At 62.1% G+C, this 15,770-nt stretch carries 14 protein-coding genes; 5 read left to right on the top strand and 9 right to left on the bottom strand.

Annotated features, from left to right (window positions below; all coding sequences use genetic code 11):
- Positions 1–4: 4 nt before the first annotated feature.
- Positions 5–715: a GNAT family N-acetyltransferase gene (locus I6E51_RS12005; protein ID WP_197110450.1), complete on the bottom strand. Its 711-nt coding sequence runs from the start codon at positions 713–715 to the stop codon at positions 5–7.
- 267 nt (positions 716–982) lie between these two features.
- Between I6E51_RS12005 and I6E51_RS12000 the strand changes: the two genes are divergently transcribed.
- Positions 983–3,505 (top strand): FAD-dependent oxidoreductase, encoded by a 2,523-nt coding sequence (locus I6E51_RS12000; protein WP_197110449.1) that lies wholly within the window; start codon positions 983–985, stop codon positions 3,503–3,505.
- 180 nt (positions 3,506–3,685) lie between these two features.
- Here I6E51_RS12000 and I6E51_RS11995 read toward each other — a convergent pair whose 3' ends face one another.
- Positions 3,686–4,507 (bottom strand): hypothetical protein, encoded by an 822-nt coding sequence (locus tag I6E51_RS11995; protein ID WP_307783949.1) that lies wholly within the window; start codon positions 4,505–4,507, stop codon positions 3,686–3,688.
- Positions 4,508–4,993: 486 nt separating this feature from the next.
- Between I6E51_RS11995 and I6E51_RS11990 the strand changes: the two genes are divergently transcribed.
- The 3 genes from I6E51_RS11990 to I6E51_RS11980 are packed head-to-tail and all read left to right on the top strand — an operon-like array spanning position 4,994 to position 6,974.
- Positions 4,994–5,440, top strand: coding sequence for a MaoC family dehydratase N-terminal domain-containing protein (locus I6E51_RS11990; RefSeq protein ID WP_197108056.1), 447 nt, complete (start codon positions 4,994–4,996; stop codon positions 5,438–5,440).
- Positions 5,437–5,844: a MaoC/PaaZ C-terminal domain-containing protein gene (locus tag I6E51_RS11985; RefSeq protein WP_197110448.1), complete on the top strand. Its 408-nt coding sequence runs from the start codon at positions 5,437–5,439 to the stop codon at positions 5,842–5,844. Before I6E51_RS11990 ends, I6E51_RS11985 begins: the two co-directional genes overlap by 4 nt.
- Positions 5,841–6,974, top strand: a complete 1,134-nt coding sequence (locus tag I6E51_RS11980; RefSeq protein WP_197108052.1) for a UDP-N-acetylmuramate dehydrogenase — start codon at positions 5,841–5,843, stop codon at positions 6,972–6,974. The genes I6E51_RS11985 and I6E51_RS11980 overlap by 4 nt, the downstream gene beginning before the upstream one ends.
- Before the next feature lie 59 nt (positions 6,975–7,033).
- Here I6E51_RS11980 and I6E51_RS11975 read toward each other — a convergent pair whose 3' ends face one another.
- The 4 genes from I6E51_RS11975 to I6E51_RS11960 are packed head-to-tail and all read right to left on the bottom strand — an operon-like array spanning position 7,034 to position 10,550.
- Positions 7,034–7,663 (bottom strand): response regulator transcription factor, encoded by a 630-nt coding sequence (locus I6E51_RS11975; RefSeq protein ID WP_197110447.1) that lies wholly within the window; start codon positions 7,661–7,663, stop codon positions 7,034–7,036.
- Positions 7,660–8,814, bottom strand: coding sequence for a sensor histidine kinase (locus I6E51_RS11970; RefSeq protein ID WP_197110446.1), 1,155 nt, complete (start codon positions 8,812–8,814; stop codon positions 7,660–7,662). Before I6E51_RS11970 ends, I6E51_RS11975 begins: the two co-directional genes overlap by 4 nt.
- A complete protein-coding gene (locus tag I6E51_RS11965) occupies positions 8,815–9,678 on the bottom strand; it encodes an ABC transporter permease (protein ID WP_231600038.1) in 864 nt (287 codons plus the stop codon).
- Entirely contained in the window at positions 9,675–10,550 is an 876-nt protein-coding gene (locus tag I6E51_RS11960) for an ABC transporter ATP-binding protein (RefSeq protein ID WP_197110445.1), read from the bottom strand. The genes I6E51_RS11965 and I6E51_RS11960 overlap by 4 nt, the downstream gene beginning before the upstream one ends.
- A gap of 133 nt (positions 10,551–10,683) precedes the next feature.
- Here I6E51_RS11960 and I6E51_RS11955 point away from each other — a divergent pair, with 133 nt between their 5' ends.
- Positions 10,684–11,148 (top strand): hypothetical protein, encoded by a 465-nt coding sequence (locus I6E51_RS11955; protein WP_197110444.1) that lies wholly within the window; start codon positions 10,684–10,686, stop codon positions 11,146–11,148.
- Between the two features lie 17 nt (positions 11,149–11,165).
- Here the strand turns inward: I6E51_RS11955 and I6E51_RS11950 are convergent, their stop codons facing one another.
- The 3 genes from I6E51_RS11950 to I6E51_RS11940 all read right to left on the bottom strand — a co-directional run bounded on the left by I6E51_RS11950 (position 11,166) and on the right by I6E51_RS11940 (position 15,336).
- Positions 11,166–11,834 (bottom strand): HEAT repeat domain-containing protein, encoded by a 669-nt coding sequence (locus I6E51_RS11950; protein ID WP_197110443.1) that lies wholly within the window; start codon positions 11,832–11,834, stop codon positions 11,166–11,168.
- A gap of 30 nt (positions 11,835–11,864) precedes the next feature.
- Positions 11,865–13,061: a pyridoxal phosphate-dependent aminotransferase gene (locus I6E51_RS11945; RefSeq protein WP_197110442.1), complete on the bottom strand. Its 1,197-nt coding sequence runs from the start codon at positions 13,059–13,061 to the stop codon at positions 11,865–11,867.
- A gap of 178 nt (positions 13,062–13,239) precedes the next feature.
- Positions 13,240–15,336 (bottom strand): choice-of-anchor G family protein, encoded by a 2,097-nt coding sequence (locus I6E51_RS11940; RefSeq protein ID WP_197110441.1) that lies wholly within the window; start codon positions 15,334–15,336, stop codon positions 13,240–13,242.
- Between the last annotated feature and the right edge of the window lie 434 nt (positions 15,337–15,770).

The following is a 15,770-nucleotide window of genomic DNA, read 5'->3' as shown; positions in this document are numbered from 1 at the left end:
CACGTCAGTCGTTCAGCGGCACGACATCCCACTGCCCAAAGCGGGTGAAGCCTGCGGCAAGGGCCGCTGCCACAGACCCAACGTTGTCGGGCTGACAGCGGTATTGCGGTTCGTAGCCTCCGCCGAGGGCGTGGGCGCTGATGGCGCGAACGGTCTGGGTGGCGAACCCTCGACCGCGGTAATCGGGCAGGGTGACGATGCCGAGGTCCGCAAGCTGTGATCCTTGCCACGGGTACATGCTGGAGGCGGCGACGAGGCGGTCGTCGGCAAAGGTTCCGTACACGAGCCAATGGTCGAGTTCGACGAAGGCCTCGTCTAATTCTCTTTCCGGAACGGTCGCAGTGAACTGTTCGAATGCTGTCGCATCCGCTCCAGTCAGCTGGCGCGTTGTCTCAGGAGTCACCTCAGCGCGGAGCACATCCTGAGCATGCCGGGGTAAATAGAAAAGCTGATCCGCGCCGTTGAGAGCGACTCCGGCGGCGTCGAGATCTGAGCGCAATTGCTGGCCGCTAACGCGTTGCCCCTCAACGAGGTCGAGGCGTTCCGCAAAAGTGGGAATCATTCTGACGATGCTGGGCCCTTCGGCGACATCCAGCAGCGTGACTGCGGTGTTGGTGGGAAGCGATTCGGCGATCCGCACCACATACAACTCGTCGAATGCGGGCTCGCGTTCGTAGGTCGGCAACCAGTAGTCGAAGACGATCGGTGAATACATGCGAACCCTCTCGGATGCCGCGACGAGGCCGCTGGGCTGTCGTTGCGCTGCCGCTGCGGCAGGTTCGCAGACTAGCAAATGGTCCTCCGGACGCCGCTACAGGCCTGTGGAAAATTGCTCAGTGAGGGTGGGTAGATCGCACCTCGCGACAAGCGCCCGGTACTCCCGCACGGCCTGAGGGAGAGGAGTAGCGTTGGTTATATAGCGGTGCATTGATGGACTGTGAAAGGCACAGCCCAGAGGTCGCCGCAGAAGGCACGGCATCCCATGAAGTTGGTCGTTGTTGGAGGAGTCGCTGGAGGCGCATCGGTCGCCGCTCGCGCTCGCAGGCTCGATGAAAGTGCAGAGATTGTCGTGCTGGAGCGCGGTCATCACGTCTCGTTCGCAAACTGCGGATTGCCGTACCACATTGGTGAAGTGATCACCGAGAGAGACCGGCTGCTCCTGCAGACGCCGGAGAGCCTGCGCGAATCCCTCAACATTGAGGTGCGAATTGCCCACGAGGTCACCGCGATTGACCGTCAGGCCAAGACCGTCTCGGTGCGCGAGGTCGACACGGGGCGCGAATACGCCGAAAGTTACGACAACCTCGCCCTGTGCACCGGGGCGGAAGCGATTCGCCCGCCGCTTCCCGGCATCGACCTGCCCGAAGTGCACGTTCTGCGTCGCATCGGCGACATGGATGCCATCAAAGCGGAACTCGATGCTGACCTTGAGAAGGCGGCCAGTGGCGCTCGCGGTCCCGTGCGGTGCGTCGTGATCGGTGCTGGCTATATCGGGCTCGAGATGGCCGAAAACCTGAAGCACCGTGGTGCTCTAGTGGATGTCGTGGAGCTGAGCGACCAGATTCTGCCGCCTCTCGACCACGAGATGTCGGTTCCCGTTGAACACCACCTCCGCAGCCGAGGAATCGCTCTTCACCTCTCGACGGGGGCTGCCGCGTTCGCGCCGCGCACCGGCGGAGGGGTCATGGTGGAACTCACAAACTCGACCACTATCGAAGCGGACCTCGTCATTCTGTCGGTCGGAGTCCGCCCCAGTGTTGGCCTTGCCCGGGATGCCGGTCTCGACCTTGGCGAGAATGGCGGCCTAGTCGTCGACACCCATATGCGCACGTCTGACCCGAACATTTGGGCGGCGGGCGACTCGGTTGAAACCCCGAACACGGTGTTGCCGGGGTCGTGGCTCGCTCCGCTTGCCGGGCCCGCTAACCGCGAAGCGCGCGTTGCTGCCGAGAATATCTGCGGCCGCGACACGGAGTACAAGTCCACTCAGGGCACCTCGATAGTGAAAATCTTCGAGATGGTCGCGGGTGGCACCGGCGCGACGGAACGCCAGTTGCGGGCAGCGGGAGTGACGTACCGGGCCGTGCACGTGCATCCATCCGGTCATGCTGGTTACTACCCGGGCACAGCGATGATGCACATCAAGCTGCTGTTTGCGCCCGACACGGGAAAGGTGCTCGGTGCTCAAGTCACCGGTTTCGACGGCGTCGATAAGCGTCTCGATGTTTTCGCTACTGCTCTGCGTGCTGGCCTTACCGTCTGGGATCTTGAAGAACTCGAGCTCGCCTACGCCCCGCCGTTTGGTTCGGCTAAGGACCCGGTCAACATGGCTGGCTTCGTTGCCAGCAATGTGCTGCTCGGTGATCTGAACCTCTGGTACGCGCAGGATTACCCCCATGCCACGGATGGCGCACGCATCATCGACGTGCGCACGCCAGAAGAGTTCTCCATCTTCCACCTGCCTGGCGCCGAGAATGTGCCGCTCGCAACCCTCCGCACCGACACGGTCGACTGGGACCGGTCAGTAGGCCTGCGGCTCTATTGTTCCGTCGGTTTCCGCAGTTACCTGGCGTACCGCATCCTCGTGCAGCTGGGATTTACGGATGTCGCCACGCTGTCGGGCGGATCCGAAACGTTCCGAGCGTGGCACGAGGTCGAGCCCGACGCCGACGGACCGATCGAACCAGAAACGTCGTACGCCGAAGCCGCTGAAGCGCTCAACTCGGCTCGCGTTGCCGCCCACGTCGCGAACGGCACGGGTGTCTCGGTGAATCTGGACTGCACGGGGCTCGCGTGTCCAGGGCCGATCATGAAGCTTGCGACTGAAATGAAGGGACTCAACCTCGGCGACGAGATCGTCGTTCATGTGTCTGACCCCGGCTTCGCGAGCGATGCGCCCGCGTGGGTGCGCCGCAACGGTCACGAACTGTTGGCCATCGAACCGGAGGGGCCCGGCTATGTGGCCACCATCCGCAAGGCTGGTCCCGAGGCGCTCTTGCTCGCTGGCGGTGGAGGAGTAGTTGCCGCCCCTGCGAAACCCAAGGTGTCATTTGTGGTGTTCTCGGGCGACCTCGACAAGGTGATCGCCGCGTTCATCATCGCCAACGGTGCTGTCTCGATGGGCGAAGAGGTTTCGATGTTCTTCACCTTCTGGGGCCTGAACGCGCTGCGTCAGCAGAAGCCACCGAAGCGTCAGCGTAAGGCGATGGACAAACTCTTCGCCGGAATGATGCCCGCCGGTGCCGACAAACTCACGCTCTCCCAAATGCACATGATGGGGGCGGGCACCGCGATGATCAAGAAGACCATGAAGAAGAACGGCGTGCACTCGCTGCCTGAACTCATGGAATCGGCGATGGCAGGCGGCGCTCGCATTATCGGCTGCACCATGACGATGGATCTGCTCGGCATCGCCGAATCTGACCTCATCGAGGGCGTTGAACTCGGTGGCGTCGCCACATTCTTGGGCGAGGCAGCTGAATCCACGACGACGCTGTTCATCTAGCCGCGTGCTGATTGTCCACACGCTCTCACTCGCGGGTCGTCCCGGTGGGTGAGGGCGCCGCCTATGGCGCACATCTCGGGTGCTACGCATTTATCGCAAGGCTAGGTGCTGTTTTCTCGTTGCTAGAGCGTCAACGGAGAATTCGAAGTCATCCATCAACTCGGCCAGGGGAGCGTTGGTTCAGTCGACGATCTCAGTTTGGGTGGCGATGTAAGCGCGCTCGTCGTCGTTGAGGTGCTGGGGCGCAGCCGGAACAGTGCTCCCCGAAAGTGTCTCGATTTCTTCGAGCACTGACGCACTGATCTCGCCGTGAAGATCCTCCTGAATCGCATGCTTCGCCGGAATGCTCAGTTCGGGCCACCAGCGTTCGATGGGGGGAAGGTCGGTGTGTGAATCCATGAGGTTCCTCTCGTTATTGGTTGACCCATTCTGCACTAAGCGGATGCTGTTACTGACGGCACCCGCTAACCATCGTTCGACCTGCCGCTGGGAACGCAGCCGCACAATGACGAGCTTCGGATGCTTCCGCACGAGAGCGGGAATCTCGGTGTGATACTTCTTGCGGGTTGAGATCGCCCACTTCACGACGTGTTCGCGGTCGGTGAAGAAGGTTCGCAATGGCGCTCCGATGTTGCCGTTCCACAATTGCTCCCGGCGTAGCGCGCGACGCGGGGTGCGGCGGATCACTCGTGGGAGTGTGACGCGCAGAAACGGTAGGTCCAGCCAGACCAGCAGGTCGGCGTGTTCGGCCAGTACCGGTCGAGCGGAATCGTATTGCCATTCGGTGACCCACGCGTCGGTCGCGACGAGAGCTCGCACGTCGTCAAGAAATTCTGTGCGCGGGATCCATTGGGGGCCGTGGAACAGGGCATCAATTTCGGTGTGCGGAATCGCGGTGATGTCGCTAATCCTCAAAGCGAGAGTCGTCTTTCCTGCGCCAGAGACTCCTGCCACGAGAACACGGAGTGGCCGCTGAGGCAGGGCATCTTCGCACGACAACATGAGGCAATTTTAGGCGGGACAGCGGTCAGCGCGGCTTGGCTGCAATCTGAAGTTGCGGCCAAATGTCAGCGGGTGAGAGTAGATTTAAAGAAAATTGGCCGACACGCCGAGACACTACATCTGGGGTAATGACATGGGTGTCATTACCCATATATAGTGAAATCTCCGACAAACCGTCGGCAAACTTCTAGCAGACTTTTAAGGAGGATCGAATGGATAACGAAAACGACACCGTTGGCGGATATGCAATTCCCGTCGACCCAATGGATCTTCTGCAGTGCGACAGCTGCCAGTAAAAACTTACTGAGCTAACGCCTCACAGAATTTCTGAAGCCCCGGCAGACCTCACGGTCACCGGGGCTTCACCCATTTAACAGCCGCAACACAATCCGCCCGCAACACAATCCCGCCGTAATAAGCCGGCCCACAAACACAACCCCAATCTCACCCACGCGCGTATCGCCAACATTGCCTAAGCTGGACACCGTGCCAGTGAATAAAGAACTAGAAGGCCGGGTCTTCCCGCCCACGACCCCCTACCTCGTCGGGCGAGAAAAAGTACGCGAATTTGCGCGCGCCGTCTTCGCTCAAAGTCCCCTCAACCACGACCCCGAAGCCGCGAAAGCAGCAGGCTTTGTGGATGTCGTAGCACCGCCCACCTTCGCCGTCGTCATCCAAGAGGCAGGCCTTGCCCTTCTCCTGGCCGCCCCCGACACCGGCATCGACTTCTCGCGCATCGTGCACGGCGAACAAAAGTTCACCTACACGCGGCCCATCGTCGCCGGCGACGAACTCACCGCCATCCTCACCGTCACGAGCATTAAGTCGCTCGGCGGCAACGACATGATCACCGCCGAAACCGCCATCAGCGACGCCACAGGCGAGCACGTCGTCACCGCAACCTCCGTACTCGTCATGAGAGGCACAGAATGAGCGACCTCGCCGTCGGCCAAGAACTGATCACCGGCAATATCACCCTCACCCGCTTCTCGCTCGTGCGCTACGCGGGAGCATCCGGAGACTTCAACCCCATCCACTACCGCGATGACGTTGCTGCCTCCGTTGGTCTCCCCGGCGTACTCGCCCACGGCATGCTCACCATGGGCCTCGCCGTGCAACCCGTCATTGACTGGATGGGCGACCGCGGCGAACTCGTCGAATACGGTGTGCGCTTCACTCGCCCCGTCGTCGTCGACGGCAATGGGGGCGTCGTCGTTACCGTCTCCGCCAAAGTGGGCGCCATCGAAGACGACGTGACGCGCATCGACCTCACCGTCAGCGCCGCTAACCAAACCGTGCTCGGCAAGTCGCAAGTGAGGGTCAAACTCAACAAATGACCGACACCGCCCCCAGCGAAAGCACACCGCCGCAATACAACGTGGCGCTCGCCGACCTCACCACCATCAAGGTAGGAGGGCCAGCGCACACGCTGCTGCGCCCCGCCACCGAGCAAGAACTGATCGCGAACGTGCGAGACGTGTGGCAACGAGGCGACGAATGGCTGCTCATTGGGGGCGGCTCCAACATGGTCATCAGCGACGAAGGATTCGACGGCACTGTCATCCATATCGCAACACGCGGCATCCAACTCGTCTCTCAAACCGAGACCTCGCTGAGCCTTCGCGTGCAAGCCGGCGAGTCCTGGGACGGCCTCGTGGCGAAGCTCGTTTCACGGGGCTGGGCTGGGCTCGAAGCGCTCAGTGGCATTCCCGGTTCAGTAGGCGCAGCCCCCATTCAGAACATCGGCGCTTATGGTCAAGAAGTCGCCAGCGTGCTCGATGGCATCGACTTTCTCGACTACGACAACGGTGAGTTCGTTCACCTCACGACCGCCGAACTCGAACTGGGTTACCGCAACTCGGTGATCAAAGAGGGGCGCGCCGGCGTTGTCCTCGCCGTGTACGTCACCCTCGCTGCATCGCCCGAGAGCACCGTGCAGTACCAACAGCTCGCGACCGCGCTCGGCGTCAACATCGGCGACCGAGTGCCCGTACAACAAGTGCGGGACACCGTGCTCGCCCTGCGCGCCTCCAAAGCAATGGTGCTCGACCCCAACGAACCAGACTCCGCCAGTTGTGGATCGTTCTTCACCAACCCGATCGTGCCAGAACACATCGCGAGAGGGCTTCCCGCGGATGCCCCACGCTGGGTTATCGAGGACGAACCCGTCACCGACGTTGCGGTTCCGCTCGGCGAAGAACCTGCCCCGCCCCCCGCGCCCAAACCGCGCCTGGTCAAGCTCAGCGCCGCCTGGCTCATCGAACATTCGGGCGTGAACAAGGGATTCCGGCTGCCAGGCTCACGAGCCGCCGTGTCGACGAAACACAGCCTGGCGATCGTCAACCGCACGGGCGCGGACGCTGCCGAAGTTGCAGAACTCGCCCGGTACATTGGCGCGTGCGTACTCAGCCGCTACGGCATCTACCTGCAGCCAGAACCTGTCGGCGTCGGCGTCGAACTCGCCTAGCTCGCCCAACTCACCTCACAACCTGCGCTCACGCGCCAAGCTCGCCTCACTCAGGCGCGCTAATGCGAGCGAGGCAGCAGCCCCAACTCCATTGCCTTCGTGACGGCCCGCGTACGGTCCTTCACGTCGAGCTTCTCGAAGACATGGATGAGGTGTGTCTTCACGGTCGCCTCGCTCACGAACAGAGCTGCGGCAATTTTTCGGTTGCTGTTGCCCTCCGCCACAAGAGCCAGCACTTGAGTCTCACGGTCGCTCAGCGACACCTTCGCGGGTTCACGCATGCGGTTCACGAGCAGCGCCGCAATTGACGGAGCCAAGGCGACCTCGCCGCGAGCCACTGAACGCAGCCCCGCCAGGATTTCTTCTTGAGGCGCAGCCTTCAACAGATAGCCGCTCGCTCCCGCCTCAATCGCGGTCAGAATGTTCTCGTCAGACTCGTAGGTCGTCAGAATCAGCACGCGCACGTCGGGGCGCGCGGCCACGAGCTGCGCGGTGGCTTCGGCGCCTCCGAGGCCGGGCATGCGCAAATCCATGAGCACAACGTCGGGGGAGAGCTGCGTGGCCAAGGCAACCGCCTCGGTGCCGTCACTGGCTTCTCCGACGACTTCGATGTCATCCGCCGACCCCAGCAGGCCGACGATTCCACTGCGGACGATCGGATGATCGTCGGCAACAACGACACGGATCATGCAAGAACTTCCTTCGGAATGGTGGCACGCACGGTGGTGCCGGCGGCCGAACTATCAACGTCGAGACGACCGTTGACGAGAGCCAAACGTTCGCTCATCCCCTCGAGGCCGAAACCGGGGTGAGCGGTGGTGGGGTCGAAGCCTACGCCGTCGTCGGCGACGGAAATCGTCAGCCCCACATCATCAGCAGAGACTGTGATCGTCGCGCGAGTGGCCTCAGCATGCTTGCGCACATTGGCGAGGGCCTCCTGGGCACAGCGCAACACAACCACCTCGGTTTCGCGGGCCATCGCGGGCAGCTGTTCGGCATCCACGGTTACAGCCAGTTGGGTTTCGCGGCTGTAACGCTCGGCCAGTCGGTTCAGGGCGCTTGTGATGCCGTCACCCGTCAGGCCAACCGGAGCGGATGCCGTGACAAGTGCACGCGCTTCCGCAAGTGCTGCGCGGGCACTGTCTTCAATGAGCTCGAGTTGTTCGGCTGCAGCGGCAGGGTGGTTGTTGTCGAGTTCGCGCCTAGCTCTTTGGGCGACGAGTACCAGTCCGGTGAGGTCTTGCGCGATGGTGTCGTGGATTTCGCGGGCGAGCCGCTCTCGTTCGCTGGAGACTCCGGCATCCCGACTGATGGCGGCGAGTTCGTCGCGGGTGGAGTGCAGTTCGAGTACGAGGTCGTGGCGTTGGTCGCTGAGTGTGGAGATTTGGGTGATCCAGAGGCCGAGGGCGAGGCTGAAGATGAGCGAGAGGGCGACGATCGTGCTGCTGTAGAGCAGGGCATCCGCGCTGAGGCCCATGTTGATCAGAAAGCCGACGCCGACAGAGAGGGCGAGGGCGACGTTGCCGATGATGGCGTTTCGCGTGCGCTCGGCGAGCACCCAGACGAGGGGATAGGCCAGCGATTGCAGTGTGGCCATGACCGGCATGAAGGCGACGGCAGCACCAACGGTAACCACGAGCACACCGACGTAGATGACGGCGATAATGCTGTTGTCTCTGGCGCGGATGCCGAGCGTGAACCAGGCGAGAGCGAAGGCGGCGAGGGCCACCGCAGCACCGAGTCGGCTACCGGGGCCATAGCCACTGGAGCCGACGATGAGCACTGCCATGACCGCCGTGGTGACGGTCACAGCAATGCTCATCCAACGCGCGAAACCCATTTAGCTATCCTTGCGGATCCAGCGGAACGTGATGCGCGTCACGATGAGACCGATGACCAACCAGAGGCCGGTGGCGATGGCGACTCCTGGCAGGTTCCAGCTTTCAGATTGCTCCATCACTTCGAAGCTTGCCGGCAGGAACACTTCGCGCATCCCCTGTGCCATCCACTTGAGCGGGAAGATGCTGGCGAAGTTTTGCAGCCACTCAGGCAACATCGAGAAGCCGAGGTACACGCCGGAGATGAACTGCAACACGAGCGCGACGGGGATGACGACGGCAGTGGCACTCTTGCCGCTGCGGGGGAGGCCGCTCAGTGCGATACCGAGCACGGCGGATGTTGTGACACCGAGCACAAAGACCCAGGCGAAAGTCAGCCATTTGCTGGGTTCGCTCGGCAGCTCGACGTCGAATGCGACACTCGCGACCAGAATCACGAGGGCAGCTTGCAGCACGCCGGTCACGAAGACTTGCCCGATCTTGCCGATGAAATAGCTCATTACGGGCAGCGGTGTTCCGGCGAGGCGTTTGAGGGTGCCGTCGCTGCGTTCCATGGCAATGTCGATCGCCATGTTCTGCAGGCCACTGAGAAGGAGGCCGGCGGCGATCATCCCTGGCAGGTAGAAGGCAGCTGCGGTGAGCGGCTCTTCTTCGGTGCCGAAGTTCTGCTCGCTGAAGGCGACCGCGAAGATCGTGAGCATGACGACAGGAAAGAGGAAGGTGAAGAAGACCGAGTCGCCCTGGCGAAAGTAGCTCCGCACTTCGAGCTTGATGCGGCTGAACCCGAGCCTGAGGCTGCGGCCGATTCCGAGACCGAAGCTCGGTGCGCTGGCAGCAGGGGCCGTCGGTGTTGTTGTGGTGCTCATCGTGCGTTCTCCACTTCACGTGCGTGCGCGTGGTCGGAGACCAGCTGCAGATAGATGTCTTCCAGACTGGGGCGAACAATTTCGAGCCCGGCCGGTTCTACGCCAGACGCCATGAGGGATCCCACGACAGCGCCAGGGGCGTGCGTGCGCTCTTCATGCTTGCCGTTGGCATCGCGCCAACGCACGACGGGGGTGCGCGCTTCTTGCCCGCCGATCTCGTCGATAGCGCCGATGTCGATCATTTTTCCACCCGCGATTACTCCGGCACGGTCGCCCAGCTGGGCCGCTTCGTCGAGGTAGTGGGTGGTGAGGAGGATGCTCGTGCCGTCCGCCTTGAGCGAGCGAATCAGCTGCCAAAACTGCTGACGAGCCTCGGGGTCAAAGCCTGTGGTTGGTTCGTCGAGAAAGAGCAGCTCGGGGCTTCCGATGATGCCGAGCGCGACATCCACTCGTCGACGTTGTCCGCCCGAAAGCTTGCGGATCAGCGTGCCAGCCTTCTCTTCAAGACCGACTGAAGCGATAACTTCTTCGACGTCGCGCGGGTGGGGGTAGTAACCAGCAAAGTGGGTGAGTTGTTCGCGCACCGAGACGTTGCCGCTCTCGCCGCTTGACTGCAGCACGATGCCGAGGCGCGCCTTCCAGTCGAGGCCACCCTTGCCGGGGTCGACGCCGAGCACGCTCACCGAGCCACCGGTTCGATCCCGGTAGCCTTCGAGAATCTCGATCGTGGTCGACTTGCCTGCACCGTTTGGACCAAGCAGGGCGAAGGTTTCGCCGCGCTGAATCTCAAAACTGACGGAGTCAACAGCGGCAAACGAACCGTAGGTTTTGCGCAGATTTTCGACCTGCACGACGGGAGCGGTGGTGTTCATGCTTCTATCGTCGCTTGTCTGGCCGCGCTGCGACAGGTGCAGACGGTTAGAGGCGCATCAACCGATCGGTTGATGCGCAGTGCGGGTGCGCAGTGTGGCGGTGACGTTCAGCCTGTCCCGCTACCGTCGAACCATGATCATGCCGGCCCGCTCCCGAACCTCCGCTCTGGCGGCGCTCGCGCTCGCCGTCACCTTCGCCGTGACGGGATGCTCTGCTGCGAGCACCTCGAACAGCACGTCTGAACTCAGCACAACACCGCCAGCCAGCTCAAGCCCCGACTCCGCCGCGTTCTTCCCCGATGTGGAAGACGTGAGCGTCTCGCCAACGGGCACCAATCTTTTCGACTTCGCGGTCACGATCAATTCGCCGTATGACACTCCTGAGCAGTACGCCGACGGATGGCGCGTGCTCGCCCCCGATGGCACGGTGCTCGGTGAGCACACGCTCACCCACGATCACGCCGCCGAGCAGCCGTTCACCCGCACCCAGCCGGGCGTGGAAATTCCTGAGGGCATCACCGAGGTCACGATCGAGGGTCGAGACCAGGCCAACGGGTACGGCGGAACCACCGTGACGATCGAGCTTCCCGGACGCTAGTAACGGCGCACGGCAGGCTATTCGCCCGCGCCGGCATCCGCCAACAGCACCCGCAACTCCGCGTCGAATAGCGCCGCTTCGTAGCCGTCGTCGGGAGATTCGCACAGCAGCAGCGTGGTCATGGCGTGAAGCCGCTCATCGCCTGCGCCGTTCTCGGCGATGTCGTTCAGCAGCGCGGCGGCGTGCTCCCCGAGTGCCACGAGGGATCGGCTGAGACTCATGTGGGCTTCGCGCTCACCCCGACCGAGGTGCGCCACGAGCGCTCTCGCAAGTTCCGTTTCGCTACCGTGGGGCACCAGTACCGTTGCAACGCGCCACGCGGTTCGGGCCACCGCCTCAGCCGAGTCGTTCAACAATTCAGGGGTGATCGCTTCCCACCCGGCGGGGTCACCGATCTTCGAGAGAGTGTGCAGCGCTTGGCTGCGCGCCTGCGCTGTCGCGGATCGTGTTTCGGCAATCAGCACCGGCACTGTAATCGACGACGGATGCCGCATGAGCGCCCACGTGAGCGTCTCGCGAACGTTGAGGTCGGGTTCGATCGCGCACCGCTCTAGCAGCACGCGCACGAACTCGTCTCGCGGGTGCGTTCCGGCGGAGAGGGCAGCCTGAAGCCGTTGGGAGGGAAGCGCGGCGGTGAGGGCTACGTTCAACCGGCCTGCCGCATCGAGCGGCGGTGTCGCATCCATAATTCCTCCACCGCCCCGAGGGCGGTTCGGTTAGCTAAAAAGCTTTTGTAAGCGCTGCACGCCTTCGAGGAGGGCGTCGTCGCCGAGGGCGTAGGAGAGGCGGAGGTAACCGCTTGGCCCAAACGCTTCTCCGGGGATGACCGCTACTTCGGCCTTCTCGAGAATCAGGTCGGCAAGTTCGAGGCTTGTGGTCGGAGTGACTCCGTCCCATTCGCGGTTCAGCAAGCCGGAAACATCCGGGTACACGTAGAACGCGCCCTGGGGTGTTGGGCAGTTGATGCCGTCGATCTTGTTGAGTTCGGAGACCATGAGCTTGCGGCGACGGTCGAAGGCCACACGCATCTCTTCCACGGCATCTTGCGGGCCGGTTAGGGCCTCGATGGCAGCGCGCTGTGAGATGTTGGAGACGTTGCTCGTGAGGTGCGACTGCAGGTTCGCAGCGCCCTTCATAGCGTCGACGGGGCCGACCATCCAACCGAGGCGCCAGCCGGTCATCGAGTAGCTCTTGGCAACACCGTTGACGAGGATGGTGGTGTCCGCGAGTGCGGGAACAACCTCAACGATGGAGACGGCACGCACTCCGTCGTAGACGAGGTTTTGGTAGATGTCATCGCTGATCACCCAGATGCCGTGCTCGAGCGCCCATTCGCCAATGGCTTTGGTCTGCTCGGGGGTGTAGACGGCACCGGTGGGGTTCGATGGCGAAACGAAGAGCAGCACCTTGGTGTTCTCGGTGCGAGCGGCTTCGAGCTGTTCCACGGTCACGAGGTAACCCTGGTCTGCGCCAGCAAAAACCTCGACCATCGTGCCGCCGGCGAGCTTGATCGCTTCGGGGTAGGTGGTCCAGTACGGCGTCGGAACGATGACTTCGTCGCCCTGATCAACAAGGGTCGCGAACGCTTGGTAGACGGCTTGCTTGCCGCCGTTGGTGACAACAACCTGATTGATGCCGACCTCAAGGCCGCTGTCGCGCAACGTTTTGGCAGCGATTGCTTCACGAAGTTCGGGCAGGCCGGCTGCTGGCGTGTAGCGGTGGTTCTTGGGGTCGAGCACTGCTGTGGACGCCGCAGCCACAATGTTCGCGGGAGTCGCGAAGTCGGGTTCGCCAGCCGCATAACTGATGATGGGCCGCCCTGCCGCAAGAAGCGACTTGGCCTTGGCATCCACCTTGAGGGTGGCTGACTCGGCGATGGCGGAAATTCTGGCGGAGAGGCGAGGTGAGGTCACCCTTCAAGTGTATGGCTTCAGGAGGGCGGATGCCCAGAGATTGCCTACCCAGCGAGAGCAGCGTTGGCGCAGAAGACTGCCCCCACCGCGAGAACGCGGTAGGGGCAGAGGGAAGCGGCCGGAGCTGTGATCCTGGGGGGACGATAAGCTCCGGCCGCTAGAGGTTACTTACGCAGTCCTAGAGCTCGGACTTGGGGTGTGTACGTAGGTAACCCTGACGCGCGAAGTAGGCACCCGCTGCCAACAACGCGACGATGAGGGCGAGGAGCGTCGCAACACCGGCACCGGTGTATGCGAGCTGCCCACCGAGGGCATAGGTCGGAAGGTCGAGGAAGTCCGAATCACCAACGACGCAGATACCGACACAGGGGTCAGGGTCGCCATCGGGGTCTCCACCGGTTCCACAGTTTTCGGTGCATCCAGGATCAACGACGGTCTGAACGTTGGGTCCAACAACGGCGCGAGCCACATTGAGTGTTGCAACTCCAGTCGAAGCGAAGCTCGGGGCCGCTGTTGCCTGGCCGAGTGCACCGTTCAGGAGGCCGCCGGCGCTGGAGAGCCCCGCTGTGGTGAGCCCTGATCCGACGGACACGCGCACTGCGGTTTCGCTGAACATGTCGCCTGAGACTGCACCGGTCGATGTCCATTGCTCTTGCACGTTGACCTTGATGGAGACCAGATCGTGGAGCACTGTCGCTACTCCGTTGTTACCGAGGAGGCCGGTGACAGCGGGATTCACGAGGCCGGTGTTGAGGCTGTTGACGAGCGAGGTCACTACTCCGCCGTTGGAGAAGAGCGACGTGTTGAGGCTCTGGCCGAGGCTACCGATCAGCGTCTTAACGTTGAGGCCGGTCTTGACCGTTCCACCGAGCAGCGAGATGTTCGCCTTCGCAGAGACTGCAGTGCCGTTGATGAGATCGTCAACGTTTCCGATGATGCTGACGTCCACGGTGCTGCGGAGGTCGGGAAGAACAGTGTCGACGAGGTCGCACACGGTGTCCGTTGTGTAGCCGATGATGCCCTGCGTGACACCGTCTGTGAGGCCGCCAGTGAGCCCACCGAGGAGTCCGCCGACGAGCCCGCCGCCCGTCGAGTCTCCGTTGAGAATGTCACCGATGATCGGTACCCGGATGTCGCGGCACACCGTGTTCTGCACGGGGTCCTGTGCGGTCAGAAGGTTCAGCTTCGCCGACACCTCAACGTTGGCGTCGCGCAGAGCCAGCTCGACGCGATCAACGATGTCGTCGGCGAGAGTAGCAACGGTTTCGCTGATGCCGTTGAGGATCTTGTTGACGACAACATCCGTCAGCAACTCCGTGTTCGGCGGAAGATCGTTGAGGTCGCTGCCGAGGAGAGTCTCGAGGTCAACCATGACTGCGCCAGTTTCGAGGTTGAAGCTGACGCCGCCGTTGCCGTAGCTGCCCTTGAGCAGTGAACTCACGGCTTTGTCGAGGTCTGCATCAACAACGACCTTGACGTCGGCCGAGGAGCCGACCACTCCAAGAACAGGGTCGAGGATGCCGTCGATTGAGTTGCCGAGAGCGCCGTTATCGCCGCCCAAGCTGACCAGTTTGCTGTCAACGCCGCTCAGCGCAGAAGTGACCTTGCTGGTCAGCTTGCTGATGGCGGGGCTGGAGAAGCTGAGTGTTGCGTCGGCGAGGGTGTAATCGCCGGATGCTGACGTCATGTTTCCGTCAGCGCGAGCGGAAACGGCATCCAGATCGAGCTTGAGGTCGGTGAGTACCGAAGCGAACTCGTTGTCGAGGAGGCTGTCCAGGTCGAGCGTGAGGTCGCCGGCGGGGCCGGAGGCAACGTTGCCGATGCCGATTCCGCCGTCGTCCTGAATGGCTCCGGTGGAAGCGAATGATTCGCCGTTCTTGTCGGCTTCGGCGTACTGGTTGACGACACCGGCATCCACTACGTCGAGAAGGGGCAGCTGCAGGCCGCCTGGCTGGTGGAGCACGGTTGCGCCAAGAGCGTCAACAGTGAGGGGATCGCGGTGAACCTGTCGTGGCTGATTGCCATTGTTGGTGGCGACGACTTGGCCGAGACCCGCAACGTTGCCGAGGTCCGTTCCGAGCACATCGCCGGAAAGGAATTCTGCGTAAGCGTAGGAGGCGCCGGTGGTCTCCTCTGCACTTGCTGCAACGGGTGCAATAAGAGTGAAGCCCGATACGAGGGCTACGGTTCCCAGAGCCGCTCCGAAACGGACTGCTGGGGTGTGCTTGGTGTTCCCGACTGGCTTCCCAGTGCGCGGGATGTGTTGTGTAAACACGACTGGTACCTTCCTGATCCTGTTCGGATAAGGAAGCTGATACGACGATGAGGCCAACCTGAGGGTTGTGCCACGAACTACTGCCTGATCTCAGCTTCGCTTGCCCATGTGGTGGTGCTTGTTTTTGAGTTATGCGGCGAGATGGTGAGGTCTCGCGTGGTGGTGCCCGAATGGTGGTGCTGGTAATGCCCGAATAAGAAGGGTTGGTTTGCCCTGCTTGCATAGAGAGACTGAGACCCCCCTCGGTTATGACGCGGGCTTTCAAACTTTCTTGAAAACTTTTTCTGAGAGACCCCAATGGCGGGTGAAGAAGCGGGCGAATTGCCGCCCATTTCTGCTGGTTCTCTGTGTTGATCTCTCTACAGGGGGAGTGGGCACTGCGGGACGGCTCAGGATGACGTACACTTGTTCAGGTTGTTGATAACTGCCATACT

The sequence above is a fragment of the Salinibacterium sp. NSLL17 genome, assembly GCF_015864935.1.
Taxonomy (GTDB): domain Bacteria; phylum Actinomycetota; class Actinomycetes; order Actinomycetales; family Microbacteriaceae; genus Rhodoglobus.
Note: the sequence above shows the minus strand (reverse complement) of the source record. Positions and strands in the feature narration are given on the sequence as shown.